The 26,221-nt window shown below is 44.4% G+C and carries 24 protein-coding genes; 1 reads left to right on the forward strand and 23 read right to left on the reverse strand.

Features of this window, described 5'->3' with window-relative positions:
* Positions 1-22 precede the first annotated feature (22 nt).
* The 18 genes from MWG26_RS13645 to MWG26_RS13730 all read right to left on the reverse strand — a co-directional run bounded on the left by MWG26_RS13645 (position 23) and on the right by MWG26_RS13730 (position 17,387).
* Positions 23-1,549, reverse strand: a complete 1,527-nt coding sequence (locus tag MWG26_RS13645; RefSeq protein WP_025657024.1) for a BCCT family transporter — start codon at positions 1,547-1,549, stop codon at positions 23-25.
* An 11-nt stretch (positions 1,550-1,560) separates the two neighbouring features.
* Positions 1,561-3,675, reverse strand: coding sequence for an acetate--CoA ligase family protein (locus tag MWG26_RS13650; protein ID WP_117440789.1), 2,115 nt, complete (start codon positions 3,673-3,675; stop codon positions 1,561-1,563).
* Between the two features lie 31 nt (positions 3,676-3,706).
* A complete protein-coding gene (locus MWG26_RS13655; protein WP_025657023.1) occupies positions 3,707-4,255 on the reverse strand; it encodes a 2-oxoacid:acceptor oxidoreductase family protein in 549 nt (182 codons plus the stop codon).
* Positions 4,252-4,992 (reverse strand): thiamine pyrophosphate-dependent enzyme, encoded by a 741-nt coding sequence (locus tag MWG26_RS13660; protein WP_025657022.1) that lies wholly within the window; start codon positions 4,990-4,992, stop codon positions 4,252-4,254. Before MWG26_RS13660 ends, MWG26_RS13655 begins: the two co-directional genes overlap by 4 nt.
* A 1-nt stretch (position 4,993) precedes the next feature.
* Entirely contained in the window at positions 4,994-6,046 is a 1,053-nt protein-coding gene (vorB, locus tag MWG26_RS13665) for a 3-methyl-2-oxobutanoate dehydrogenase subunit VorB (protein ID WP_025657021.1), read from the reverse strand.
* A 12-nt stretch (positions 6,047-6,058) separates the two neighbouring features.
* A complete protein-coding gene (locus MWG26_RS13670; RefSeq protein WP_044927239.1) occupies positions 6,059-6,265 on the reverse strand; it encodes a 4Fe-4S binding protein in 207 nt (68 codons plus the stop codon).
* Positions 6,266-6,284: 19 nt separating this feature from the next.
* Entirely contained in the window at positions 6,285-7,541 is a 1,257-nt protein-coding gene (locus MWG26_RS13675) for an MFS transporter (protein ID WP_025657019.1), read from the reverse strand.
* 365 nt (positions 7,542-7,906) lie between these two features.
* Positions 7,907-8,668 carry an IclR family transcriptional regulator gene (locus tag MWG26_RS13680; protein WP_025657018.1) on the reverse strand — a complete coding sequence of 254 codons (762 nt, stop codon included), beginning with the start codon at positions 8,666-8,668 and terminating at the stop codon, positions 7,907-7,909.
* A 172-nt stretch (positions 8,669-8,840) separates the two neighbouring features.
* Entirely contained in the window at positions 8,841-9,611 is a 771-nt protein-coding gene (locus MWG26_RS13685) for a GDSL-type esterase/lipase family protein (protein ID WP_117440790.1), read from the reverse strand.
* 7 nt (positions 9,612-9,618) lie between these two features.
* On the reverse strand, positions 9,619-10,113 hold the full coding sequence (locus tag MWG26_RS13690; protein WP_025657016.1) for a hypothetical protein: 495 nt from the start codon (positions 10,111-10,113) through the stop codon (positions 9,619-9,621).
* Between the two features lie 16 nt (positions 10,114-10,129).
* Entirely contained in the window at positions 10,130-10,399 is a 270-nt protein-coding gene (locus tag MWG26_RS13695) for a hypothetical protein (protein ID WP_025657015.1), read from the reverse strand.
* Positions 10,386-10,940, reverse strand: a complete 555-nt coding sequence (locus MWG26_RS13700; RefSeq protein ID WP_025657014.1) for a TetR/AcrR family transcriptional regulator — start codon at positions 10,938-10,940, stop codon at positions 10,386-10,388. The genes MWG26_RS13695 and MWG26_RS13700 overlap by 14 nt, the downstream gene beginning before the upstream one ends.
* 170 nt (positions 10,941-11,110) lie before the next feature.
* A complete protein-coding gene (locus tag MWG26_RS13705) occupies positions 11,111-11,701 on the reverse strand; it encodes an ATP-dependent Clp protease proteolytic subunit (RefSeq protein WP_025657013.1) in 591 nt (196 codons plus the stop codon).
* The gene (locus MWG26_RS13710) at positions 11,698-12,120 is read right to left on the reverse strand and encodes a helix-turn-helix domain-containing protein (protein ID WP_025657012.1); all 423 of its coding nucleotides are present in this window, start codon (positions 12,118-12,120) and stop codon (positions 11,698-11,700) included. The genes MWG26_RS13705 and MWG26_RS13710 overlap by 4 nt, the downstream gene beginning before the upstream one ends.
* 194 nt (positions 12,121-12,314) lie before the next feature.
* Entirely contained in the window at positions 12,315-12,875 is a 561-nt protein-coding gene (locus MWG26_RS13715) for a glutathione peroxidase (protein ID WP_025657011.1), read from the reverse strand.
* 78 nt (positions 12,876-12,953) lie between these two features.
* Positions 12,954-13,109 (reverse strand): hypothetical protein, encoded by a 156-nt coding sequence (locus MWG26_RS13720; protein ID WP_244062733.1) that lies wholly within the window; start codon positions 13,107-13,109, stop codon positions 12,954-12,956.
* A 140-nt stretch (positions 13,110-13,249) separates the two neighbouring features.
* On the reverse strand, positions 13,250-15,964 hold the full coding sequence (locus tag MWG26_RS13725; protein WP_025657010.1) for a family 78 glycoside hydrolase catalytic domain: 2,715 nt from the start codon (positions 15,962-15,964) through the stop codon (positions 13,250-13,252).
* A 64-nt stretch (positions 15,965-16,028) separates the two neighbouring features.
* Positions 16,029-17,387, reverse strand: coding sequence for an MFS transporter (locus MWG26_RS13730; protein WP_025657009.1), 1,359 nt, complete (start codon positions 17,385-17,387; stop codon positions 16,029-16,031).
* Between the two features lie 196 nt (positions 17,388-17,583).
* On the opposite strand from MWG26_RS13730, the gene MWG26_RS13735 reads away from it, so the two are divergent.
* Complete coding sequence (locus tag MWG26_RS13735; protein ID WP_025657008.1) at positions 17,584-18,672, forward strand: AraC family transcriptional regulator; 1,089 nt, start codon at positions 17,584-17,586, stop codon at positions 18,670-18,672.
* A gap of 36 nt (positions 18,673-18,708) precedes the next feature.
* Here MWG26_RS13735 and MWG26_RS13740 read toward each other — a convergent pair whose 3' ends face one another.
* From MWG26_RS13740 to asrC, 5 genes are all read right to left on the reverse strand, one after another.
* A complete protein-coding gene (locus tag MWG26_RS13740; RefSeq protein WP_025657007.1) occupies positions 18,709-19,701 on the reverse strand; it encodes a serine hydrolase domain-containing protein in 993 nt (330 codons plus the stop codon).
* A complete protein-coding gene (locus MWG26_RS13745; protein ID WP_025657006.1) occupies positions 19,702-20,541 on the reverse strand; it encodes a MerR family transcriptional regulator in 840 nt (279 codons plus the stop codon). It lies immediately after the preceding gene.
* Positions 20,542-20,837: 296 nt separating this feature from the next.
* Complete coding sequence (treC, locus tag MWG26_RS13750) at positions 20,838-22,466, reverse strand: alpha,alpha-phosphotrehalase (RefSeq protein ID WP_025657004.1); 1,629 nt, start codon at positions 22,464-22,466, stop codon at positions 20,838-20,840.
* A 69-nt stretch (positions 22,467-22,535) separates the two neighbouring features.
* Positions 22,536-24,551 carry a PTS system trehalose-specific EIIBC component gene (gene treP / locus MWG26_RS13755; protein WP_117440791.1) on the reverse strand — a complete coding sequence of 672 codons (2,016 nt, stop codon included), beginning with the start codon at positions 24,549-24,551 and terminating at the stop codon, positions 22,536-22,538.
* A 588-nt stretch (positions 24,552-25,139) separates the two neighbouring features.
* Positions 25,140-26,207 carry a sulfite reductase subunit C gene (asrC, locus tag MWG26_RS13760; RefSeq protein ID WP_025657003.1) on the reverse strand — a complete coding sequence of 356 codons (1,068 nt, stop codon included), beginning with the start codon at positions 26,205-26,207 and terminating at the stop codon, positions 25,140-25,142.
* Positions 26,208-26,221: the final 14 nt, after the last annotated feature.

Raw genomic sequence — 26,221 nt, forward strand, 5'->3', positions numbered from 1 at the left:
AATATTTGTAAAACCCAAAAACTTACTTTGTTCTCTGCGGGTAATCTTTTTCCAGTGTCTTTTTCACCGATACCATCAGAAGAAACATTACAAAGATCAGCGGAAGCCCCGTCACAACAGACATGATCTTCACTGATTCAATTCCTCCGATCAGCATCAGTGCTATAGAAAGCATACAGAATAACAGTGCCCAGAAGAGCCGGTTCCATCTCGCAGGCTCCCCTGTCGGCGGCAGTTCCTTTGTAGTTGCGCCTGCCAGCACATACGCACAGGAATCAATGGTCGTGGCCAGGTACACAAAACAGACGATACATAAAAACAGCATCATGATCTTTGCCATTGGAAGCGTTTTCAAAATTGCTATAATCGCCTGGCTCTGTCCCTCATTGTTTAAAATACTGACCAGATCCACCCTGCCGCTCTTCTGCAGGTACAGAGAATAGCCTCCGAAGATCATAAAACTGAAGCAGCATCCCAGAGAGCCCCATATCAACTGCCCCCACATGACATTTTTAATCGTTCTTCCGCGCGATATCTTTCCTACAAACATTCCCATCATGGGCATGAAAGCGATCCACCAGCCCCAGTAAAATACGGTCCAGTTTTTCGTAAATTCCCCGCTTCCAAAGGGCTGGGTGTAAGTACTCATCCTGAAAAATTCCTGAAGATACAATCCGGTACTATTCAATTCCATTTTCAAAATCACCACCGTAGGCCCCACAAATAAGATAATCAGAAGAAAGATAAATGCCATCACGATATTGATATTGCTCAGTTTCTGAATTCCTTTATCCAGCCCAAGAAAAACGCTCGTGCCGAAAATGAAGATCCAAATCGTCAATACCGTCAGCTTCACAGTCAGATCATAGGCCTGCGGGATTCCGAATACCTCCCGGATTACATCCGCCAGAACTGGTGTACCGATGCCCAGTGAGGTGGCAATGGACCCTACCACCCCGAATACCACAAGGATATCAATCACATGTCCCAGCCATCCATTTGTCTGCTTTTTCAGAACAACGCTGCATGCAGAGCTTAAACGGATGCTTGGTTCTTTTCTTACATATATCATGTAGGCAACTGCTATAATCGCAGGGTTATAAAATGCCCACGCACTCAGCCCCCAGTGGAACTGTCCGTACATGTGTGCATACTCATAGGCCTGTTCGCTTAAAGGCTCGATCAGAAACGGCGGACTGCTCACATAATAGATTGGCTCCAGGAACCCCAGTATCACGATGCTTGTTCCCACACCGGCCGTAAACAGCATGGCAATCCAGGAGATCTGCGAATACTGAGGCTTTTCCTCCTTATCTCCCAGTTTAATACTGCCAAACCGGCTGGACGTCATCCAGATCAGAAAGGCGAAACTGCATATGCAAGCCGTAAGATAGAGCCAGCCAAAATTTTCGGTACAGCGGTCATACAAAAAATTGATAGCCTGTCCTGCTTTAACCGGCTGTAAAAGTAAAACCAGTATCAGCAAAACCAGTATCAGGCATGTAGGTGCAAAAATTTTCAGATTAATCTTTCGAAATAGCTTTCTCATAAAGGACTCCTTTAGCAGCGCCGTTTCTCTCCATATTTCACAATCAGGCTGTCCGCGACACCAACGCCTTCGTCTTCGGGATAAACGAATAATGGGTTAATATCCAGCTCTTTCAAAGAGTCTTTGTTTGCAGCCGCAAAATTCCCGACGCTTACGATTGTATCACATAAAGCGTCAATATCATACTTCTCTCCTCCTCTGTATCCATTTAATAATTTGAAAGCCTTTAAGGACTGCAGCATACGCATTGCCTCTGCCTTATTGACCGGCGCCGGGTACACCACGACATCCTTGAAAAGTTCGACAAAGATTCCACCCATTCCAGCCATAATCATTGGTCCGAACTGCGGATCATTGTTCACGCCAATAATCATCTCCAGTCCGGGTTTCAGCATAGGGACCATCAAAATCCCGTTTATTCCGGCTTCCGGACAATGTTTCTTTACATTCTCCATAATCAGGTCAAAGGCATCCCCGGCTTCTTTTGCGCCCTTCAGATTCAGAAGCACTCCGCCCACATCGCTCTTATGCAGAATCTCCGCGGATTCAATCTTCATGGCAAATGCCCCCGGCATTTTTTCTGCCGCTATTTCCGCCTCCCCACGGGAGGTTACAATCAACTCCTCTGCCGCAGCGACTCCGAATTCTTTCAGGCACATCTTACTTTCATGTTCCGACAGAGCGCAGGTCTGATCGCTTTTTCTCTGAGGCAGTGCGATCTCATGGCTGACGCTGCTGTAATCAAAATTGATGTAATCCGCCAGCTTTTTCAGCATTTTAAATGCGTACACAGGCGGAGGCAGCACAGGCACTCCGATCCGAAATAACTTTTCCTGATATTCCGGATTTCTCGTATTCTCTGCAAATGGGATAATTGCAATCGGCTTACATCGATCTCCCTTTTTCATGGCCACCTTTTTGATGCCTTCATACATATAATAAATGGCGGGGTCTGCAATCTCATATAAAAGAGTATACCCGATCAGAACCATTCCTACATTTGGATCATCCATCACGGTCTCCAGCACCTTTGCATACAGATCTGCATCATAGGACAGGGTGGCCGTCATATCCAGAGGATTGTTCGGAGTTGCATATCCGGGCAGCTGCTCTTTTAAGGCCGCCAGCGTCTCCGATGTAAAGTCCGGATAGGAAATTCCGTTTAAATACCCCACGTCCGCGCAGATCGCAGTTTCCCCTCCTGAAAGATTCATGGAGGCAAACTCCGCTTTATCGGGCAATCTTGGGATCGTTGAAAGTAAAAGCGACAACGCTGTTAACTCTTCCAAATCATCCGCTCGGATCGCGCCGAACTTTTTCAACAAGGCGTCGAAGGAAGCATCCGATCCTGACAGACTACCGGTGTGGGAGGCCGCGATCGCCTGCCCCTTATTGCTTCTGCCGGCTTTCAGGACAATGACCGGTTTTTTCTTTGCCGCTGCTTTATTCAGCACTTCCACAAACTTAGACGGATTTTTCACTCCTTCTATATAAAGGCTGACGACTTTCGTGTGTTCATCCTCAACCAGGAACTCCATATAATCTTCCATTTGGATTCCTTTTGCATTCCCTGCGGAAATATTATAGGAAAACTTCATGGACGGGCACTCCATCATCGAGAGACACAGTTGGCCGCTCTGGGAGATCACGCCGATATTCCCCCTTCGGTCGCGCTCTGCTGATATAAATGCAAACGCATATACATGGTCTGTATAATTGACATACCCTGCACAGTTCGGACCCATGATGGCAATTCCTAATTCCTCGGCTCTTTCCAGCAGCTCTTTTTCCTGCCTAATCCCCTCTTCCGTACCCGTTTCCCCATAGCCGCTGGCAAAGACTACCGCACCGCCGCAGCCTTTTCCTGCACCTTCTTCCAGAAGCGGAAGTATCGTCTTCTGGGACGTACAGATAATCATCAGGTCAATCACATCCGGGATGTCCGTCACTGACGGATAACATTTTCTCTCAAATACGGTGTCTCTTCTCGGATTCACGAAATAAATCCTGCTCATATCCTTAGTATATGTAATAATATTTCTGCAGACATCGCCTCCAAATCCATTTTTTTCACTTGCGCCAACCACCGCCACTGACTTTGGTTTCAGTAATTTGGTCAAGTCCATCTGACCGCCTCCTTTTTATGTTCTTGTATCACTATGCCTTTTGTACTGTTTCCACACCTCTGCGGTAGCATGCTGCATTCTTTTCGTTAAATCTTCCTTTTCCCTTTTTCTCAAAAAACTGCAAAATCGACTCTTCCAGATATTCCACCGTAAAGAGATCTGTTGCCGCAGCCAAAGCTCCAAGCATCACAAGGTTTGCCGCTTTTAAGTTCTGTACTTCGGCAGCAATATCTGTGGCAGGAACCTTTATCACGGTAATATCCTCCCTGTATGTCCGGTCTTTCGGCACAATGGAAGAATTGACCATCAGAAGGCCTCCGCTCACCAGACTATCTTCAAACTTATCCACCGCTGGTGTATTGAGGGTCAATAAAATATCCGGGTGCTTTGAAACCGGGCAGGCAATCATTTTATCGCTGATCTTCACGGTACAGTTTGCCGTCCCCCCGCGCATCTCTGATCCATAAGAGGGGTAGAACAGCACGTTTTTGTCCAGCTTCATCCCGGCATCTATTAAAATCATTCCCGCCGTTAGTACACCCTGTCCGCCAAATCCGGCACAAATTATCTCTTTCTTCATGATGCATGCCCTCCCTGATCTTTAAATTCTCCTAGCGGGAAGTATTTTATCATTTCCTCATTAATTCTCTGTGCACACTTTACCGGCGTCATATTCAGGTTGGTCGGGCATGGTGAAAGCAGCTCGACCAAACAAAACCCTTCCCCGTCCATGTGCTTTTCAAACGCCTTTTTGATATACTTTCTGCTGACAGTTATCCCCTTTGCATCAGCCATGCTTCCTCTTGCCAGGTATGCAATGTCCAGACCGGAAAAAGCATCCTCAATTTTAAATGGTTTTCCCCACTGGTCCGGATTCTTTCCGTGCGGTGTGGAGGTTGTAACCTGTCCCGGCAGGGAGGTCGGTGCGCACTGTCCGCCTGTCATGCCGAACAGGCTGTTATTGATCACAATGGTGATGATGTTGTCGTTTCGGATTCCCGCGTGCATCATCTCCGCCATGCCAATCGCGTAGGCCGCCCCGTCCCCAAGATAAGCCAGAACCGGATTCTCTTTCCGTACTTTTTTAATTCCAATGGCAGTCGGAATCGGCCTTCCGTGTGCCGCCATAATGGTATCAAATCTCCAGGAATTAATATTCAAAGAGCCGCATGCCACATCCACCACCGTAATAAGTTTTTCACTTAGTTCCATTTCTTGTGCTACTTCTGCAATCAGCCTTACTGCCAGACCATGGCCGCAGCCCGGACAGAAGGCGCTGTGTGCAAATGTCACTGTTTCAGGAGCTATCATCCGCATCTTACATATCCTCCTTCTTCAGCCATTCTTCTATCTTTTCTATGATTTTCTCTGATTCCGGTATTTCAAATATAGATCCATAGTGTTCAACCGGTACTTTGCCGTTTACTGCAAGCCTGATGTCATCTGTCATCTGCCCTAATATGTTGATCTCCACCGATAGGAACAGCTTTGCGTTTCCCGCCTTCTCAAATGCCTTTACCGGGAACGGCCACAAAGTAATTGGCCGGATCAGTCCTACTTTTAACCCTTTGCTACGCGCCATTTCCACCGTCTCCAGACATACCCTGGAGCTGATTCCGTAAGCGACCAGGACGATCTCTGCGTCCTCCACCTGGATGTTCTCATATCGCTGCTCAGTCTCTTCGATCTCTGTGTATTTATTCAGCAGGTAAGATTCATAATCAGGGTGTGTATAATAGACATTCTGTATTTTACGGTGCTCATCCCCCTTTTTGCATCCCTTTACCGTCCAATCAAATTTGTCGATATCATGTTCCTTGAACTCCGGTATCTCTACCGCCTCAATCATCTGTCCGATTGCCGCGTCGGAGGCAATCAGTACCGGGTGCCGGTATTTTTCAGCCAGGTCAAAGGACACTTCCATCAGGTCTGCATTCTCCTGCACGGAAGCCGGCGCCAGCACAATTGTCCGGTAATCGCCGTGTCCTCCGCCCCTGGTCATCTGCCAGTAATCCCCCTGTCCCTGGGAAATATCACCAAGGCCGGTTCCAATTCTCATGACATTGACAATGACTGCGGGCAGGTCAGCTGCTACCAGATAGGATATCCCCTCCTGCTTTAATGAAAATCCGGGGCCGGATGAAGTCGTCAAAGCCCGTGCTCCGGCGGCAGCCGCTCCCAGCACCATATTGATGCCGGAGAGCTCTGATTCAGCCTGTACAAATTCACCTCCCACTTCTTCCATCCTCCAGGAAAGATACTCCAGTATCTCTGTCTGGGGAGTAATCGGATATCCGCTGTAAAAACGGCATCCGGCCGCCAGGGCCGCCTCGGCAAGAGCCTCATTTCCTTTTAATAATATCTTAGACATAGTTTCCCTCCACTATCGTATTTCAAACACATAATCCGGACATACCTTGTAACATATGCCGCATACTATACATTTACTTTCGTCCACCTGGATGGAATTGTAACCATTTGCATTAATGAAATCCGATACACTGACCGCATGTCTGGGGCATGCCTCAATACAATATCCGCACCCTTTGCATCTCGATACATCTGTGTAAACTTTTTCTAACTTTTCCATAATCACCGATCCCTTATCCTTATTCTTTACTTTGCTCTACCGCTTTTAACCCAAGACGTCTGACAATCACAGCAAATGACGCTCCGATTACACAGCTGACTATCAGGAAAATGAATATATAAGTATATCCATGTCCGCCGAATTTGTCCAAAAAACCGCCGAAAATAAGCGAATACAGTGAATCCGGCACATAGCCGATAATGGACGCTATTCCAATTGCCGTTCCTGTCAGCATACGCGGGATGCCCGCCTCACTCATAACCGAGAATACAACTCCATAGAGCATCATCGCTACCGCACTCGGAATCAATGTGTAAACACTTGCCGCCGTAGGATTGATGGAGGCCGGAATAAATAATACGGATGCAAACAACGCCGCCACAATCAGGAAGGACGTTGTCAGCCATTTACAGGTTGACTTAAATACTTTATCTGCGAGAAGACCGCCCACCGGAGCCAGCAGCATCAGGCCGTTACGGATCACTGATATGAAACTGGAATCTGCCGGCGCAACGCCGATTACCTCAGTCAGATACGGATTGAAGTAAGATACGCTTGTATATATACCGTCTCCACAGAAAATAACGAAAGAAGCAATCCACACAATCGGGCTTCTTAAGATCTTCCCAACATCGGAGAACTTGAATTTGTCTTCATCGGCATCAGCCGCTGCGCCGCTGTTACCAGCTTTGTTTTCCTTCATCAGCACCATCAGGAGGATTCCTGCAACAATTGCTATGGAACCGCCGGCAAGAACCGCTCTGAAGAATCCGGTCTGCAGATCACCGCCAGCTGTGTTAAAGAATTTTAATGCAAATGCGTTTGTCAGCGCGTTGGTAATTCCGTTGCAGGCATAATACAGACCATACATGAATCCCTGTTCCTCTTCTGTTCCGATAATTCTGACAGCTTTCATCAGCGAGGACCAAAATACAAACGCCGTGGTGAGCGACAGTGCAAGCCAGATCATCATTGATACTGCAAAGCTCTTCATGGTAAATGCATAAATGTATGCCAGCACCGATGTGGCCGCCAATGAGATAACAAGCGCCTTTTTGGCAGAAATCTTATCTGCAAGAATTCCTCCCGGTATGTAAAGTATCATATTTGTCACCGTATACATCGTCATTAAAAGACCTGACTGCGTATTGCTGATTCCCATACTCGCAATCTGTGCATCGTAAAAAACGAATTTGACATAGGGAAGGAAATAAATCGATCCTCCTGCCAGCCCCAACGCAATAACGGTCAAATACTTTCTCATTTTAGAATTCATAGTAACCTCCTTTTTTTCATCTGTTAAAAACAGATCCTCCTTTAGAATACCTTAATCTGCAGCTCTGCTGCGGATCCGCCCGCACGGGCATGTGTTACGGGATGCCCTTTGGGTATACCTTTTCTTACGTTTCATTCCCTTTGTTATTCCTTCCCATTATTTATAAATGCTTTCTTTTTTCTATCTCCCCCCTCTCTCTGTTCTCTATTATAGAACTTCGTTCTATTTTTGTGACATTTTTTTACTTGGTAAAAATACCAAGTAAAAGATGTCTTATATATTTGAATACAGTATACCCCCATTAACAATTAAATGCAATATTGCTTTTTCATTTTTACTTTTTTTATGAATTATAACCAATTCGATTATAGTAGTTTCTCGATTTCACGTCCATAGCGTTTCAAAATTTTAGCAAATTCGTCAATTTTATCAGGTTCCATACGCAGTGATGGAGCACTGATGCTGATTCCGCATTCCACCCCGCCATTGTGATTCATAATTGCAACGCCAATGCATTTAACGCCAAGAACAATCTCCATGTTGTCAATCGCATATCCGTTTGCACGTGCCAATTCCACTTCTTTCCACAGCCGTTTCTTATCCGTTATCGTATAGTCGGTAAAAGGCTTGAGTTCTCCGCTCAATATCCGCTCAACATCCCTGTCCGGCAATCTGGACAGCATAGCCTTCCCCACACCTGTACAATGCAGCTTCGCCCGTTCGCCTGTAACAGGGCCTGCCACGGAATACCTCTGATTCATAGGATAGACGACGTCCAGATAGAGGACCTCATCCTCCTTGAGAATAGAAAGATAAACCATCTCACTGGTCTCTTCCGCAATCCGCTGCAGATAGGGGAGTGCAATTTTAGAAATACTCATATTCTCTTTCAGGGCCCTGCTCAGGGAAAAGATCGCTGTCCCCAGCCTGAACTTTCCTGTCTCGGGATCCTGCTCCAGGTATCCCATATTTTTAAACGTGACCAGAATATTGTGAACGTTGCTCTTATATAATCCGAGCTGCTGGCTGATCTCTGTAATCCCCAAAGGCTGCTTGTCTATAAAACAGTTCAGAACTTCCAATGCTTTCTGTAAGCTTTTTACTTTGACATCTTTTTCATCTTTCATAGTAATACACCTTTTCCTTTTTCTTATCTCTTAATATATTACTTTTTCAGGGTGGAAGCAACTAATTTTTCTACGGTGGGGGAGGAGGACGCTGAGAAGAAGGGAGAGTAAAGCTGCGGGAGCTGCATATGGTTCATCTGAAAGAACCATACTGTAAGCAGCCAGCCCTCCGTTAACGAGACGGAAGCCCGTTCACTAGCTTCACACACTGATACACTGTTTCTGCAATGATCTGATTCCCTCTGGCATTCGGGTGGACTCCATCAGCGAAATACTCCGGATGGTCTTTTGTCACACCGTAAATATCGATAACCGGCACTTCACAGTTCTCCCCTACCCGTTGGATGATAGCATTTACTTCATTACCAATAACCATTTTATCTACGCCAAATGCAACTTCTTTTTGGCTGGGGATGTTCTGGTACAAGTCCACGAACTCTCCGAGCTCTTTTTCATATGCCGCGGCGTCCCAGTTATTTGGCTTCGAATCATTCGTGCCTAACATAATCAGAACAATATCGGGCTCTGCTTCCTGCGTTTCTTCGTAAAAATCTTCTTGTTTGTATGGCTTATTACCTCCATCAAGCAAAGTACGGCCGCTCAGCCCATAATTAAGTACCTGATAGCTATCCCCTAGTAATTTCTGTAAAATGGCAGGATAGGAATCTATTTCCCGGGTAGAAAGTACGCCTGCTCCATATGTGATACTGTCCCCTATGCATGCGACCCTTATCTTTTTATCTTCTGTTTTTTCCGTTTGCTCTATTTGGGGCGCCGGTGGTTCTTTTACTTTATAAACAAAGCAGAAAAGAGCTGTGCCTGCAGCCACAAGCAATGCTGCGGCAATTATAATAATTCCTTTGATGACCTTATTCATTTTCCCTGAAGTCCTTCCCTTTTTCTTTCCGCAGACAGAACAGCGTACCCATTTTATTTCCTGCATTAGAATATTAACTTTCTGCAATTAACTTTGACGCGCATATTTTCATATGATTATTCACCGTTAGAACACCCCAAGTCTTTTTGTTGGCAGGTGAAGCCGGCGGTATAAAAATAGCTTCTGCAATTATATTACTTTTAATTTTCCCTAGATTGGTAATGCTATAACCGTTTTGGGAACCATATCCAAACATATTTCTTCCTACAAATATTCCTGCTTTACTTCCAAAATCTCCTAATGCAGATATTGCAACAGCGTCAATTAGCTCAGGCTGCATATGTATATAACAGGCAAGCACAAGCATTTCTTTCTGCGGGTGTTGACATATATTTAGGACTTGTGACGATACGCGCTTTGCAAGGGAAATAACATTTTCCCCATGCTTTTTTACAGAAACGCTAAAAGCAGTGGAATAATTCCCCATTGCTCCTTGTCTGTAACATTTGATCTGATTACGAATATCGGCTGCAATAACCACCTTATTTGTATTTTCTTCCAACATCATTTTTGCAATCAGCCAGTCATTTACGGTAACGCAATGTTGTTTGCATAAAGTCTGTATTTCCAGAAATATTCAAATCATCTTGTATTTGATAAAAAAGTCTGCCAGTATCCGTTTCCTCTGCAATTAAACTTTGCAGAAACGGGTGCGCTTTTTGAAGAGTGTCTATGCTTTGCCTTAGCACTCCTTCATCATATTTACATTCTATTTGTACCATAATTCCAAAATGCATATTTGGGCACATAAAATGCGCACGTTCTGTATACACATAATTTTTAACCGATTTCATACCTATTCTCCGATTCATTTTCATTATGATATAACTTGAAACCTGCACATGCTTCTGTAAGTAACTGCCTGATTTCTTCCGGTGGGATATTCGTTGTGTTCGTAGAAACAATCGTTGCTATACCATGTGTAAATATCCATGTTTTCACAAACACTTCCGGTTCAATCGGAACGGGAATGTATTTTGCCAAATCGTAAAGACTTTCAAGCCTTTTTCCACTATCTGACATACATAGAAGATGAAACAGATTTTTTTCTTTTTGTGCCAATTCCACATACTTTATTCCCATGCTTAAAAAATAGGGGGTTTTTGTATCAGAAGGCGGTTGCAGCATGGTTTCCTCAAAGAGTTTTTTGGTTTTTTTGTATACTTCTTCCTTTAGTTCTTCCATATTGCGAAAAGCATGAAACACTGGCTGAGTAGAGCATTTTAGTTCGCTGGCAAGCAAACGTGCGGTTACTTTTTCAAAACCATATACTTTTGTCAATTCAAATGCTTTTTCAATAATGGCTTCTTTGGATATCTTAACTTTGGGCGGCATAATGAACTCCTTTTAAATAACTAAGATATATATCAATGTTATTTTATACTGTACAAAGATTTTTGTCAATTACTCTGATTGATTGTTCATAAAAATGATACGCTATTGCAATGAAGTGAGGGGCGGCAGCACTACTTGCTGTCGCCCCCCTGATTACTTGGCTGGTTTTACTATCTTCTGGAAATAACGGAATCTATCAGACCATATTTTAGTGCTTCTTCGGCACTCATAAAGTTATCTCTATCGGTATCTCTTTCAATTTCCTCAATAGTGCGCCCTGTATTTTCGGATAATATTCTGTTTAATCTTTGTTTGTTTTTTTGCATATAATCAGACATTATTTTTATATCGCTGGCTGGCCCTTGAATACCGTTACCATGCATGGCCGGCTGGTGTATCATGATTTCAGCATTAGGTAAAGCCATACGCTTGCCATGTGTACCTCCGGCTAACAAGAATGCACCAAAACTTGCAGCCATACCAATACATATTGTAGAGACATCACACTTGATGTATTTCATGGTGTCATAAATCGCAAATCCGGCAGATACAGAACCTCCCGGACTGTTAATGTATAAATGAATATCTTTCTCTGGGTCTTGGGCCTCCAAAAAGAGGAATTGTGCCACAATTAAACTGGCAGAAGTATCGCTTACTTCTTCTCCCAGAAAAACAACTCTGTCTGACAGCAAACGTGAGAAAACATCATAGCTGCGTTCTCCCCGGCTCGTCTGCTCAATGACGTAAGGTATTGTACTCATGCTGCCATCTCCTTGAACATACTGATGAATAGACTACATCTTGTGTTATAGAAATTCCCACAAAGGGAAATTCTGTCTTGCTTTGGCACAAACACCCCCATACTTCTATAAACTTTGGGCGGATATAAGTATAATTGCTTAAAAGCAAGTGTAAATGCTTGTTGAGAGTCATAGCCAGCTTCATAAGCAATTTTTGTAATCGGCTCGTTTGATTTTATCAATTTTTCAGCAGCCAATGTAAGCCTTCGACTTTGAAGGTATTTATAAACGGTAATTCCAGTACATTCGGAAAATATGCGGTTAAGATAAAATTTTGAATAGCCAGCATTTTTAGCAATTTTATCTACGTTAATTTCTTTCTCAATATTATCCTCGATATAATTCAAGACCTTACCTACAATCTCTTTTTGCAGTTCCATAGTTTCGCCTCCTTTTTATCATTATAACAAGTTTCAGATTGTGTGTCTTAATAAAAAGTGCGGTTTTGGTGCCAAATACGGATAACCTTACAAGCCTGCCGCGCCGATCACGTATAGAATTCGGAAATAAAGCTTAAATTTAAAAGAAGCAGCTATGGTTTTCCACAGCTGCTCACGTTATTTTCTTTTTACTGTTAGACTTCCTTTTCTGGAAACAGGTCTTCCAGTGCATGTTCTACGCGTTCCATATCCGCAGTAGGCTCAAACCGGTCAATCACAGTTCCGTCGCGGTTGATCAGGAATTTTGTAAAGTTCCATTTTATGTCACTGCTGTTTTTATAATCCGGTTCCTCTGCTGAAATAATCTCGTGAAGCTTTCCGCTTAAAGGATGCCCTTCATCGAATCCCTGAAATTCTTTCTTTTCTGTTAGGAACCGATAAAGCGGATGCATATTCTCACCTTTTACGTCGATTTTTGAAAAAAGCGGAAATGTAACGCCATAGTTCATTTTACAAAATTCTGCAATTTTACTCTCATCTTCCGGTTCCTGTTCCTTGAATTGGTTGCAGGGAAATCCCAGGATTTCAAATCCTTTTTCATGGTATTTTTTATAAAGTGCTTCAAGCGCCTCATATTGAGGTGTGAATCCACATTTACTGGCTGTATTGACAATCAGTAGAATGTTGCCCAGATATTTCTCCATACTCTCTTTGGTTCCATCGATCCTTTCCAGTTCTATCTTGCTTAAGTCCATTTCATTTTTTCCTTTCCTGCGCTTACTGCTTCTAATTCCTTCACTGTTAATTACTCAATGCAGTATTAGTATGTCCTTTTAAAGTACACATAATACGCAGCCAACGCAGCAGGATACCAGAAAACGCTCTTTTAATGAAGAATCTTCACTTATCTCGTTTTTACTCCACAGGGGATAGTATATTTTTCGTCCCTCCTTTGCAATTTCCAACAGCCGGTTATATCCGTCTGCCATGCTATGCGCATTCCAGCAGGAAACAGCCGCAAATTATTTTAATGTCATTTCCGACATTGGGCCTTCCGATGGTATTATGATTGATCCATAATCTTTGAATTCCGGCAATGCACTGATTTCTTTTAATGTGAATGCAGATGTTACCATACAGATCTCCTTCCCTCTTTTGTACTCTGGTACACTTCTGAAACATCCGTCCGGAAGTGATATTCCCCGCTGCCTTTTTCATAGCTCTGACCGTCCGGAAGAACGATAACTGCCCTTGTATTACAGGGAATTTCTACAGTTAATTCAAAAATATTTCCTTTCTTCTCCCATTCCGAAACGATATCCCCATATTCAGACTTAAAGGTACGTTTCGCCCAATCTAAACGCTCATCTAACTGCGGCTGAATCAGAATCTTTTTAAATCCCGGCTCCACATAGTTGATTCCGTTTACGTTACGGAAAATCCAGTCATCCACACAGCCAAATGCATAATGATTCAGGCTCATGCAGAATGTCATTCCATAAATCTCCGATATAAATGGTGTGCCATCTTCGTCCAAAGCAAACCAGCTCTCCCAGATGGTTGTTGCTCCGTGTTTTACCTCATACAGCCACGACGGCGCTTTTTCATTAAACAGCAGATCATATGCCAGATCCCGGCGTCCGATTTGACACAATGCATCCTGCAGGATCGGCATTCCTAAGAAGCCAACATCCAAACATCCATTGTTCTCTTCTATCTTGCGCACTAAGTTTTCAGCAAACTTCTTCATTAAGTCTTCCGGTACTAATCCATAGTAAATCGGCATTGCATATGCCCCCATGAGGTCGGCCGGCATATTTCCTTTTTTGTCCAATACGCCTTTTTGAATAGCTGTTTTCATGTTCTCCGACATTTTGGCATAATATTGTGCATCTTCATCATTCCCGAGAACTTTTGCTGTTTCTGACATGATAGATATAGAATAATAGCCATAAATGGGAGCCACATATCTGGTTGATACACGTATTGCTTCCAGGGTGCCTTCTCCATATCCCTCCCTGGAATAACTTGGGATCAGATGTTCTCCGTAATGATGCCCGGTATTCCATAGATATTGCTCAACTTCCTGCGGAAGAGTACTATCCCCCGGTCGATTTTCTCTTGCCGTCCTAAGAACAAAATTACACCAATTTTTCATAGAATCATATTGCTGCTTCAGGATATGGGTATTACCGGTGAGGCAATACATGTAATATGGAATTAATACAGCTGCATCGCCCCAGCCCGCAGGGGAAACTGCGTCCGGCGTTCTGAACTGTTCTTCGTACATTTCATACTGTCCAATATAAGCTCCTGCCAATGGTACTACAAACGGCACTGATCCATTTTTCTTTTGTTCACAGGCAAGATTTTCAAGCCATCGGGTTAAAAACGGCGTAATATCTTCATTCAATAACGCAGTTTTTGTATATACCTGAATATCGCCCGTCCATCCGGCTTTTTCTCGCTGCGGGCAATCGGTCGGTAAGGACAGCATATTCGCATGCTGTGACCAGCGTGTATTCTCATATAACCTGTTTACCCCGTCATTAGAGCAGGAAAATGTCCCCACATTTTGTTTTTCGGAGCTTAGTACAATCGCAGTAATATCTTCTGCTTTCAATTCCTCTATTCCGTCGATCATGACATACCGGAATCCTTGAAATGTAAAGTGCGGCTCATAAACCTGTGCAGTTCCATCGGAGATGTATTCAATTCGCTGATCAGCTGTCGGATTATTATCAAAGAAATTCCCTTCTGCATCCAGCCCTTCCGTATGAATCACTGTCACTTTCGTATCTTTTGGTACTTGAATATAAAGGCGTACGCGGCCGGCAATCACCTGACCGAAATCAATAATACGTTCGCCTTTCGGTGAGGTCAGCATTCTTTTAACTGGTAATTTCATGATGGGACGCACTGGCTGTCCATACTGTGCTTTTAAATTACCGTATCCAAAATCTGCCGGTATAACACTCTGCCAGCCGCTGTCATTGAAACCAGAGCTTTCCCATCCGTACGGCATCTTATTTGCATCATAAACTTCACCAGCAAAAAGATCTGAACACCGAACTGGACTTTCCTGCACTTTTATTGTTTCATCCGAAACGAAGCACCCCGTCGTTCCATCCTCGTATGTCACTTCCAGCTGCGTCAATATGGCATACGCCGGATCGTAGCTCTCGTCCTGTGCCTTTGTCATAAATCCATGATACCAGCCATCCCCCGTATGCATTCCGATAATATTTGTTCCCGTATGTAAAAACTCTGTAACATCATACGTCTGGTAGCAAAGATAGTCTCTATATACGGTACACTCCGGCGCAAATTCTCTGTCATCGGGACGTTTCCCATTGACTGTCAGCCGATAGACGCCATGACAGGTGGCATAGAGCCTGGCCTCTTTCACTTTTTTGTCAAGCATGACCTTCTGACGAAACAACACTGCCGAGGGCTGCTCCCCCAAATGAGCTTTACGCTCCACGGTGGAAAACGGCGATTTTACCCACTTCGCCCGCCACTCGTCCCTTTTTAGAAATGCTGTTTCAAATTCGCTGAAAGCTTCAGCCTGGTTTCCATGATTATCCTCTACTCTAATTTTCCAGATATACCGGGTTCTGCTTTTTAAGGCTTCTCCTCTGTAATCCACATATACAGACTGTTCAGAAACCTGCCTTGTGCTGTCCCACACAATCCTGTTTTCGTTGTCCCGCACCTCAATCTGGTATGAATGCTGCAACACGTTTTTTTCATTGCTTTCCAAAATCCAAGAAAAATATGGATTCCTGTCGATTCCTATTGGGCGTACCAGATGCATACATTTCAAATCCTTAATTTTTAGCATAATGTTCTCCTTTTAAGACTGGTAAAATCAAATTCTTAATGTCCTATACGAGTTTCTAATACGATCATCTGATTTCATTTTCTACTTTCATATTTGCGTAAATAACCCCTGTGATAATAGAAAAGATAAGTGGGAAGCCAAGATATAAAAAGTTAATGGCATGATTAGCGGCAGCAGTCTGAACTGCAGCTGCTCCATCAAATCCACTCCAGGTCAGTATCCATCCGCAAATAGCAGTTCCAAGTCCCTGGCCTATCTTAGTTCCTACTGTAGCACAGGAGAACAGAGAGCCTGTAACGCGATGTCCTCTTTTTTGAAAGTGATATTCATCGGCTTTTACTAAAAACGGTGTATAAGTAGCAGAACCCGGAACCATGCCAAGCGCTTTAATTAACAGACCGGCAATTAGTATTATCATTCCTGTAAACTGCCCTAAAACAGCCACAGTACACCCTGCAACCGAAACAACCGTACCATAGACACAAGCCTTCCGCATGCCCAGTTTGTCAATGAGCTTTGGCATAAACGGAAGCCCCAGAATTAGCGGGATCGTCGTACACATTCCTAATATTCCCATAAGACCGGCATTTCCCATGGAGTACGTTGCATAGTAAGCCATACTTGATTGCATAATACCAGAATTAGCATATCCCACAAGATACAATAACAGGATTAATATGAAGTATTTATTCTGCAGTAATTCAATAATTGTCCTTCCGAAGGAAATAGATACCGTCTCTGCCGGAACACCTTCACCTGCTTCCAAAACAGGAGATCCGAACTCTTCTTCCGGTAGTTCCTTTAGTGTGAAAAACGGGATTAGCAGGATCCCAACACCCACAACCGCATAAATTAAAGCAATCATCCGCCACCCCTGTTGTCCGCCGCCGAATGCTTCGACCAGACCGGAGGTAACAGATGCTACAATTACACTGCCTATTGTTCCACTCAGCATAGCCGCGCCGCTCATCGTAACCTGATCATGCTGATCCTTCGTTACACGCGCCAGCATCATATTGTAGGCAACCTGATTCATCGTATAGAAAACAGCGCTGATCAGCAGATAAAAGAGAAAGATCCACGCACTTTTTGCGCCTTCTCCCAGCGATCCCGGAACATTAAAAATCAGGAACATGCATACGCCCATAGGAATACAGCTAAGCAGATACCAGAACCTTGTTTTTCCCATCTTAGACTTTGTAAGATCAATAATCCTGCCCATAAAGATATCTGTAATACCATCAAATACCTTTGCAAACATTAGAAGAGTCCCGATAATTGCAGCGCTGACTCCGATGACATTCGTACAATAAAGTAATAAAAATGTTGTTATTGTGCCCCAGGTAAATCCTCCCCCTGCATTTCCCAGTCCATATGCAATCTTTTTCCACATTGGCAATGAACCTGTTATTTGTTTACCCATCTTTCTTCCTCCTTTTTTCTTTACATCTCTTAATTACAGGTTCATCTTAGATTTTATTTGCCTCTGCCGCAATTTATATAATCCGACTTTACAATAGATGTAATGACTTTAATCCGACATTTTATTGCTTTTTTCATATAGCATTGTTAAAATATGAGTAAATAATAATATTCCGATCGCATTGGAGGAAATGCATTTGAAACAGATTTTAGAATACGTCGAACAAGTATTTAAACGCGAAGAAGAAAAGAATCTGAAAAATTATGCAGCAGAGCATTTACACTTTACCCAAAAGACCCACACCTGGCAGCCATATAGTTCGGAAGGGTATATAGATAAAGTCCTGCAGATTCCCTATGACTACTTTATGACGATCGAATACTGTACCCCCACCCAGGAGAATGGCTATCTTTTGTCTACATACTCACCATGTCCTCTGCCCGTATCACAGAAAACTTATCTTTTGGAAAATAATAATGAAGATGATAATTTACACCGGCACGATTATTTCGAAATGATCTATGTTTATAAAGGCACCCGCACGACACAGATTGAAAACCAGACAATCCATTTAGCCGAGCATGATATTTGCATTTTCGATACCCAGTGTGCTCATCTTGACATTCGCTCCAAAAGTGAGGGAATTGCATTGTACTGCTGTATAACAAGTAGAATCTTAGACTCCTATTTTTTTAAGCATTTAACAAATAAAGACATACGAGATTTTTTTTTAATTAAAAGTAATGTTAAAAGTGATGTCAGTTATTTAAAGCTTCATGCAACCCCCGGCCATTCAAAACAGATCGAAGAAAATCTTGCAGCTATATTCAGTGAAATGGAATCAACTAAAGCCGGATATGGAAGGATTGCCCAAATACATACATTAAGGATCCTGAATGCCTTCGAACACTTCACCACTAATGACATCTACACTTTTTCCAAACGCCTTCAGGGAAATAAACTATTTCAGGCTGTTGCAAAATATATTAACAGCCATATAGCTGATATTAGTTTAGATCAGCTGTGTGACCACTTCCATTACCAGTCTGATTATTACAGCAGGCTTATCAAAAAGTATACCGGCTTAAACTATTCTCAGTATGTGCATGCTTTAAAAATGGATAAGGCAAAAAATTTGTTAGTAAATACTGATATGTCCGTTTATGAAATCCTGATATATCTTGGGTATCAGTACCATTCCTATTTTTATAAATCATTTCAACAGGAAACCGGAATGACACCTTCTGATTACAGGAAAGCCAAAAAAGGGGAACTATCGGTTTAGTTCCCCCTCTTTAAGCGAATCAAAGTGCCCGCTTCATTATTCACCGAATTCATCACCGAATACCGGTTCTATGTACTTTTTGATAAATTCTATTCTATCTTTCGCCTTAGGCGTAAACATGGCGGTTATAGCCACTACAATTTTCTTTGCCGCATTCACGTAGATGACGTTACCCCCATCGCCCATTGCTGCATACCCCTCTTCTTTTTCACCCACCAGCCACCATAAGTACCCATAGGGCAGATTCTCTTCTTTCCAGCGGCTGTGTTCCTTTGTGCTTTCTTCTACCCATTCCCTGGAAACGATCTGTTTGCCATCCCAGATCCCGCCGGCCAGGTACAGCTGTCCTATTTTTGCCATGTCTGCAGGCGAAAGGGTCAGACCCCATCCCGCGGAATTTACACCGGCCGGATCAGATACCCAGCCGCTGATGTCCGTGGCCTTATTAAATGCAAACTGTTCTTCTTTGCTTTGGAACGTAATACTGCGCTCCACGGTAATACCGAGCGGTCCGAATAAATTCTCCCTGGCGAAATCCAACACGGTTTGTCCCGTTGTTTTCATGAGAATCCCGGTTAGAATATCGGGACCTATGAGAGGCGCATATCTGAAATCACCTATGTTTCCCCGTCCTCCCAGATAGTCCAGCCCAAATGTCACCCAGTCATCACTTGTAAAATACTTCACATAGGGACCAGACCTGTATTTATAGGGCGCTGTCATTGTCAGCAGATTTTCAAGCGTTATATTCTGGATTGTTTTTTCTCGTTTCTTCACTGTATAATTGGGGAAAAAGTCTAGTACCTTCTGGCTGACGCTTCTGATGCATCCCTTCTCTATGGCAATTCCGATTAATATGGAAATGATGCTTTTTGTCACGGAGTATACATGCAGACGGCTCTTTGCAGTACATCCGTTAAAATAATTTTCATACCGGACCTGCCCTTCTTTTAGCACTACGATTCCTGCCGTATTGCTATAATCAGTTTTTATTGTCTTCTCAAATTCCGCCACTCTTTCCAGATTCATTTAACCTCTCCTCTTTTCTGCTTTTATTTTTACCGGGTAGTAAACTTCCGTAATAAGTTCGCTTTCATCCGAAACCTGGGATGGATCCGTCACATACACTTCATATAAAGCATTGCTGCTCTCATACCCTTCTTTTTCCGCCCATTCACGCTGTTTTGTATACACAGAAGGCAGGTTGGAATATGAGCCGTGAAGAACCGTTTTCAGGCACAATCCCGGGCAAAAATCCCTGGTGCCGGTGGCGTATTCCCTCACCGGTATGGCAAATTCAGTATCCAAACCAAAGGGACTATATTCCGCGCTGTGGAAAAGTACCATAGGCGGCGCAGACACAGTCAATCGGTCCGCCTCAATCTTCCGGAACAATTTACGATAGCAGTTTCCATATTCTTCGGAAAATTCGTATTCATTCACCATTTTCCGGATTGACAAAAGATACATCACCGGCACTTCCGTAAGCTGTACATCGATCGTCTCCAAGAAGGACATCATTGATTTACCCGCCTTCAGATTTGAAATATCACTATTTAGCTGTTCTAATGTCTCTTTCAGTTTTCTGCTCTGGTCCCCGATCTCTTTCATCTTCCTGCAGAGTCTAATATAAAGCATCGCCTCCTGCTCTTCTTCAGATTGAAGAATCTCACCGATCTCCTCCAAAGAAAATTGATAAGATTTCAGACGGTTAATCAATAACATCGTTTCCAGCTGATCAATAGAATAATATCTGTAACCGGTCTCCGGGTTTACCTCATTGGGCAGGATCAGCCCTATCTCGGCATAATAGCGCAGTGTCTTCGTGGACACTTTGCATATGTTAGAAAACTCTCCAATCGTTAACATCCGTTTTCCACCTCTTGGTATGTAGAAAATCTACCCTAATCTTACACCTTGCCCTACGGGGAAAGTCAAGATGGGAAATTTAGAGCAAAGGGATGGAGCCGTTACTGTTCACGGGGCCGTGCACCTTGCTGCACGGCATCCGAGCCAATAAAGTGATGGGACGGGCATCCGGCTCCCCGCCGCAGGCGATTTTATATGTGCCATAGGCCGCGCATATTAACATGGAGCTTGTTGGGGCGGCAAAGTCTGCAATATATATGCAACTTTTCAGATTCAACTTCGCAAGCATTTCGCCCCTATACGCCCCTTCCTAGTACCACAGCCTCGTATGGCCGCAGGGATCGTGCGCAATCTTTATAATTCCCCAGAACTTTATGATACCCCTCCTGGGAAAGCTCCTCCACCGCCACTTCTCTGTCCCTGAAGTTACACAGTACAAGCAGTTCTTCATCCCCGCGTGTTCTTTTATATGCCAGTACATCCGGGTTTTCCTGATGCAGGAATTTTATCTCCCCTTCGGCTATTACCGGGTTTTCTTTTCTGAGACAAATTAACGCTTTGTAGAAACTGAGGATCGAATCTTTGTCTGCCGCCTCCGATTCCGCATTTATGGTATTATAATTTTCCGGCAGGCCGATCCACGGAGACACCTCTGAGAAACCTGCGTTTTTCCCATCTGTCCACTGCATAGGGGTACGCCCGTTATCACGGGAACGCGCCGAGAGGATATCCAAGGCTTCTTCATGGCTCTTTCCCTGGGACAGCAAGATTTCATAATAATTCAAGCTTTCCACGTCCCGGTACTGGGAAATATCCCGGTATCCTGCGTTGGTCATTCCCAATTCCTCCCCCTGATAAATGTATGGGGTACCGCGCATCAGATGAATAGCCGCGGCCAGCATTTTAGCGGATTCCTTCCAATACTTTTTATCGTCTCCAAACCGGGATATGATTCTCGGCTGATCGTGATTGCACCAGAATACCGCGTTCCAGCCTCCGGCTTTCTGCATCCCGGTCTGCCATTCTTCAAAAAGACGTTTCAATGCCATTATATCCGGATCCATCAGCTCCCACTTATTCCCGTTTTTGTAATCTACTTTCAAATGGTGGAAGTTAAAGCACATAGAAAGCTCTTTTTCTTCCGGATTAGAATAGCGGATGCAGTTATCCAATGATGTGGAAGACATCTCTCCGACGGTAACCAGATCTTCAATCCCGGTATCATGAACCAGTTCCTTCAGAAACTTATGCACGTGCCTGCCGTCCGTATAGAATCTTCTTCCGTCCCCTTGTGAATCGTCCTCGAATATTTGCGGCTTTGATATGAGATTAACAACGTCGAACCGGAATCCTTTGATGCCCTTTTCCTTCCAGAAACGGATGACTTCTTTCAGTTCCTCTCTTACTCTCGGATTCTCCCAGTTCAGATCCGCCTGTGTTACATCGAACAGATGAAGATACCATTTTTCAAGATGAGGCACATATTCCCATGCGGAGCCGCCGAATTTGGACTTCCAGTTCGTGGGCGCTTTCTCCGGGGAGCCATCTTTGAAAATATAATAATCTATATACTCTGGATCACCCTCCAGCGCCTTTTGAAACCACTCGTGCTCTGTGGAAGTATGGTTGAATACCATATCCAGCATCAGGCCAATCCCCCGCCTGTCCGCCCCGGCAATCAGTTTCTCCAGATCTTCCATTGTTCCGAACAGTGGATCGATGTTCCGATAATCCGCCACATCATAGCCATTGTCATTCTGAGGCGACACAAAAAATGGTGTCAGCCAAAGATAATCTACGCCCAGTTCCTGCAGATAATCCAGCTTTTCCAGGACTCCGCACAGATCTCCAACTCCGTCCCGGTTCGTGTCTTTGAAAGATTTGGGGTAGATCTGGTACACTATTTTATTTTTAAAATCTGCCATGTTTCATGCCTCCGTTTTTTCTAATCCTTATTTGCCTGCTCTCATTATGTCTGTTTCATCCTGCCGCATTCAATTCCAATAGGTTACAACCGCCGTTTCACCTGATGCTGCCCGGCCTCCCGTATGATACTGGATCTCTTTTGCATCTCCTTCTCCAGTAATGATGCAAACCGTCACGTCCGGATGGCCCGCAGCTTTTATCTTCTCCCTGCTGAATCTAATAAGAGGGGTTCCTGTTGTAACATCCTCGCCTTCTTTTACCAGGTATTCAAATCCATCGCCCTGCATATCCACCGTATCGATTCCTATATGAAGAAGCAATTCCATGCCATTGTCCAGCGTCAGGCCGCAGGCATGGCGGGAATCCTCCATGAGTACCGTCACTTTTGCGTCAGCCGGTGCACAGAGTGTTTCACTTTCCGGGAGAATGGCAAGTCCGCCGCCCATGATTCCCTCTGAGAACACACCGTCTCCCACTTCTTTTAAAGAGAGGACTTTTCCGTCTAAAAATGCCTTCAGTTCCATTTCTTTGTGTGCCTTATCCCTGGATGTTTCTGTGAGAGACTCTTCTGAATCTATATCTCCCCCCAGTATTCCCTCCGCCTGCACATGAATGACGTGTCCGTCATCCTCTCCCCTTACTTCCGGGGAATCTTCTTTGTTTCCGGCTGATGCCACGCCCTTTTTCTTTCCTGCAATTATCGTCAGTACAAAAGGTACTACAATCGCAATCACCATGCATACAGCAAAGGAGAGCATATATTGAGGCTTGATGGAAAGGATTCCGGGGATTCCCCCGACACCGATCGCATTTGCCGTTGTTCCGGTGGCCACACAGATAACTGCCGCACAGGCGGAACCTATCATACCGCATACAAATGGGAAGAGATATTTCAGGTTTACACCGAAGATCGCCGGCTCTGTTACGCCCAGATAACATGAGATACATGCCGGTACATTCACTTCCTGTGCCTCCGCATTCTTTCTCTGCAGGAAGATCATCCCAAGTACTGCAGAACCCTGTGCAATATTAGAGAGTGCGATCATCGGCCACAGCATAGTTCCGGTGTAATCCGCAATCAGCTGCAGATCAATGGCATTCGTCATATGGTGAAGCCCGGTAATAACAAGCGGCGCATAGACAAATCCGAAGACCGCCCCGAATACAACCTTGAACGAACCGGTAATTCCCGCATATACGACACTTGAAATGGCTGAGCCTATCTTCCAGCCAACCGGTCCCAGTATAAAATGTGCTGCAATCACAGCCAGCACGAGACTGCAGAATGGTACTACGATCATGGAGATCACCTGCGGCGTAATCTTCCGGAAAAATTTTTCCAGGTATACAAGGGTAAATGCTGCCAGAATTGCCGGTATCACCTGTGCCTGATATCCGATCATGTTTACCTTAAAAAATCCAAAATCCCAAAACGGAATGTCTGCTGCTGCCGTGGACGCCACGGAGTAAGCATTCAGAAGCTGGCCTGAAACCAGCGTCAGACCAAGAACGATTCCCAGCATCTGAGTGGTACCCATCTTTTTGGTCACTGACCAGCAAATTCCCACCGGCAGCATATGGAATACCGCCTCGCCGATCAGCCAGAGAAAATTATCTATTCCGGACCAGAACTGGCTGATATCACACAGCGTTTTGGTTCCGTTTTCAAACAGGTAGAGACTGTCGATACAGTTGCGGAACCCCAGGATCAGACCTCCCACAATAATCGCCGGTATCAGAGGCGCAAAGATCTCTGCTATCGCAGCCACTGCGCGCTGCAGGAGATTCTGATTGCTCTTCGCCGCCTGTTTCACAGCATCCTTGGATACCCCTTCGACTCCGGCAACCGCAACAAAATCATTGTAAAAATCCGCCACTGCGTTCCCGATAATGACCTGGAACTGTCCTGCCTGCGTGAAACTGCCCTTTACAACCTTCATGGCTTCGATTTTCTTCACATCCGCTTTAGACTGATCGTTCAAAACAAACCGCATTCTCGTCATACAATGAGAAACCGCGGCGATATTCTTCTTTCCGCCGACCAGTTCCAAAAGCTCTTTTGCGTCCTCTGCATATCTGCCCATTACTCTTCCTCCTAATCTTAACATCTGTTAGATTTTGCTTTTACATATCTGTTTATTCACTGTCTGCCCTGTCGCTGCCTAACTTGTTCAAACAAGTTTCTTTAATCATTTTATATCACACTTGTTTAAACAAGTCAAGCGTTTTTTTATAATAACTATGGACAGGAAGGTCATGAAGAAGGAATACAGATTTTGATAGAGTTTTGCTATAAAATGAAATTTTCCAGGGAAGAAACGAAAGCTAAGGTGGCAGACAAATTTGGTCTGGAGCCGATGAAGGCTGTAAAGTACATGGAGAGGTTCTGGTAAAATTCTGCCACTGGTTGAGGACGCAATATAATAGGGACAGCCATCTGCCCCTAAATCAGGATATTGCGACGGCCATCTGTCCCGGCGCGGCTCCATAAAGCAAGCGTTAGAGGCTGTAGAAGAAAACGGAACGGGAAGGGAGGGCAGAATTTTGCCTTACCTTTCCGTTCCGTTTTCTTCTACAGCTTCTTCGCGAAGTGTCAGGAGATTTCACCAGCAGACATTGCTCCGCCAGGTTCCGGGCTCACCTCGCCATTCGCGTCCCCCATCCATAAAGTTTTACTCAGCCGGCCCTGCCGTCTGATGCATGCCCAGAGGCTTCACATTAAAGTTCGAACGGTATTCTGTCTCATCCCAGAAAATATCCTCTGCCACAAGACACTGTGGATTCAATTCCACCCCGTCCAGAATGATTTCTTTAAACTTCTTATAACCCGCACGGTCAATCAGATGGCCGCCATGAAGATATTCCGGCTTATAGTCCATAACCCATGCGGAGAACTTCTGCCAGTTGCTAAGAACTGAGAGGACTACATCCTCTGTTGCCCAGTTCAGGAACATCTTGCCGGTACGCGGAGTCTGGCGTCCTGTCCTGCCGCCTAAGATTACGCGGTAATACTTCGTGGGCTCTCTGGTCCATGCACTGGTTGGACATGCTCTGACGCACTCGCCGCAACCGATGCAGCAGCAGGCATCCTTCTCGATCTTTCCGGTATCCTCATTGAGTTTCAGCACTCTGGTAGATGCCTTTTCACATGTGCGTGCACAGGCGCCGCAGCCAATGCAGCGTTCTGGGTGATAAACCATACGCGCCACCCCAATGATTCCAAAGTCGCACAAATGTGCCTTATTACAGTCATTCGGGCATCCCGCAATATTAATCTTAATGTGATAATGGCTAGGGAATATAATGGGTTCTATCTTCCTCGCCAGTTCATATGTATTGCAGTTTCCACAGATACAATGGTAATTTCCGATACATGCCGTAATATTCCGTGCACCGATTGTCGGGTATCCGCTCTTTGGATCCCATTCCTGAGGCTCATGCGATACTGTGTCCATATCTACCTGGCAAAGCTTTGCATCCACCTCTTTGATATAGTCTTCCAAATAAGCATTCACGGCCGGAACATTCTCATAAGGAATGCCGGTTATGTCAAACGTCTGCCTCGTTCCAAAGTGAAAGTTCCCATCCCCCCAAGTCTTCGCAATATGCTCAATCACTGAAAGGTAGGAGGAATCAATAAAACCTCCCGGAACCCTCATCTGCAGCATAAACTGTCCGGGGACTTTGGACTGGCGAAAGCAGTTAATCCGCAGTTTTTTAATATTAATATCCTGATTCATACCAGTTACACTCC

The sequence above is a fragment of the Faecalicatena contorta genome (assembly GCF_022835095.1).
Taxonomy (GTDB): Bacteria; Bacillota; Clostridia; order Lachnospirales; family Lachnospiraceae; genus Faecalicatena; species Faecalicatena contorta.

Coding starts and splice junctions, on each gene's coding strand:
- MWG26_RS13660 (WP_025657022.1), bottom strand. CDS start 4,992: ATGCGGATGATAGCTCCTGAAACAGTGACATTTGCACACAGCGCCTTC.
- treC (WP_025657004.1), bottom strand. CDS start 22,466: ATGGCAGATTTTAAAAATAAAATAGTGTACCAGATCTACCCCAAATCT.
- MWG26_RS13670 (WP_044927239.1), bottom strand. CDS start 6,265: ATGGAAAAGTTAGAAAAAGTTTACACAGATGTATCGAGATGCAAAGGG.
- MWG26_RS13655 (WP_025657023.1), bottom strand. CDS start 4,255: ATGAAGAAAGAGATAATTTGTGCCGGATTTGGCGGACAGGGTGTACTA.
- vorB (WP_025657021.1), bottom strand. CDS start 6,046: ATGTCTAAGATATTATTAAAAGGAAATGAGGCTCTTGCCGAGGCGGCC.
- MWG26_RS13650 (WP_117440789.1), bottom strand. CDS start 3,675: ATGGACTTGACCAAATTACTGAAACCAAAGTCAGTGGCGGTGGTTGGC.
- MWG26_RS13685 (WP_117440790.1), bottom strand. CDS start 9,611: ATGCAGGAAATAAAATGGGTACGCTGTTCTGTCTGCGGAAAGAAAAAG.
- treP (WP_117440791.1), bottom strand. CDS start 24,551: ATGGGCAGATATGCAGAGGACGCAAAAGAGCTTTTGGAACTGGTCGGC.
- MWG26_RS13645 (WP_025657024.1), bottom strand. CDS start 1,549: ATGAGAAAGCTATTTCGAAAGATTAATCTGAAAATTTTTGCACCTACA.
- MWG26_RS13675 (WP_025657019.1), bottom strand. CDS start 7,541: ATGAATTCTAAAATGAGAAAGTATTTGACCGTTATTGCGTTGGGGCTG.
- MWG26_RS13715 (WP_025657011.1), bottom strand. CDS start 12,875: ATGGACTTAAGCAAGATAGAACTGGAAAGGATCGATGGAACCAAAGAG.
- MWG26_RS13680 (WP_025657018.1), bottom strand. CDS start 8,668: ATGAAAGATGAAAAAGATGTCAAAGTAAAAAGCTTACAGAAAGCATTG.
- MWG26_RS13705 (WP_025657013.1), bottom strand. CDS start 11,701: ATGAGTACAATACCTTACGTCATTGAGCAGACGAGCCGGGGAGAACGC.
- MWG26_RS13700 (WP_025657014.1), bottom strand. CDS start 10,940: ATGCCGCCCAAAGTTAAGATATCCAAAGAAGCCATTATTGAAAAAGCA.
- MWG26_RS13740 (WP_025657007.1), bottom strand. CDS start 19,701: ATGAATCTGGAAAGAGTGGCGGAATTTGAGAAGACAATAAAAACTGAT.
- MWG26_RS13695 (WP_025657015.1), bottom strand. CDS start 10,399: ATGAAATCGGTTAAAAATTATGTGTATACAGAACGTGCGCATTTTATG.
- MWG26_RS13745 (WP_025657006.1), bottom strand. CDS start 20,541: ATGTTAACGATTGGAGAGTTTTCTAACATATGCAAAGTGTCCACGAAG.
- MWG26_RS13690 (WP_025657016.1), bottom strand. CDS start 10,113: ATGATGTTGGAAGAAAATACAAATAAGGTGGTTATTGCAGCCGATATT.
- MWG26_RS13725 (WP_025657010.1), bottom strand. CDS start 15,964: ATGCTAAAAATTAAGGATTTGAAATGTATGCATCTGGTACGCCCAATA.
- asrC (WP_025657003.1), bottom strand. CDS start 26,207: ATGAATCAGGATATTAATATTAAAAAACTGCGGATTAACTGCTTTCGC.
- MWG26_RS13720 (WP_244062733.1), bottom strand. CDS start 13,109: ATGGCAGACGGATATAACCGGCTGTTGGAAATTGCAAAGGAGGGACGA.
- MWG26_RS13730 (WP_025657009.1), bottom strand. CDS start 17,387: ATGGGTAAACAAATAACAGGTTCATTGCCAATGTGGAAAAAGATTGCA.
- MWG26_RS13710 (WP_025657012.1), bottom strand. CDS start 12,120: ATGGAACTGCAAAAAGAGATTGTAGGTAAGGTCTTGAATTATATCGAG.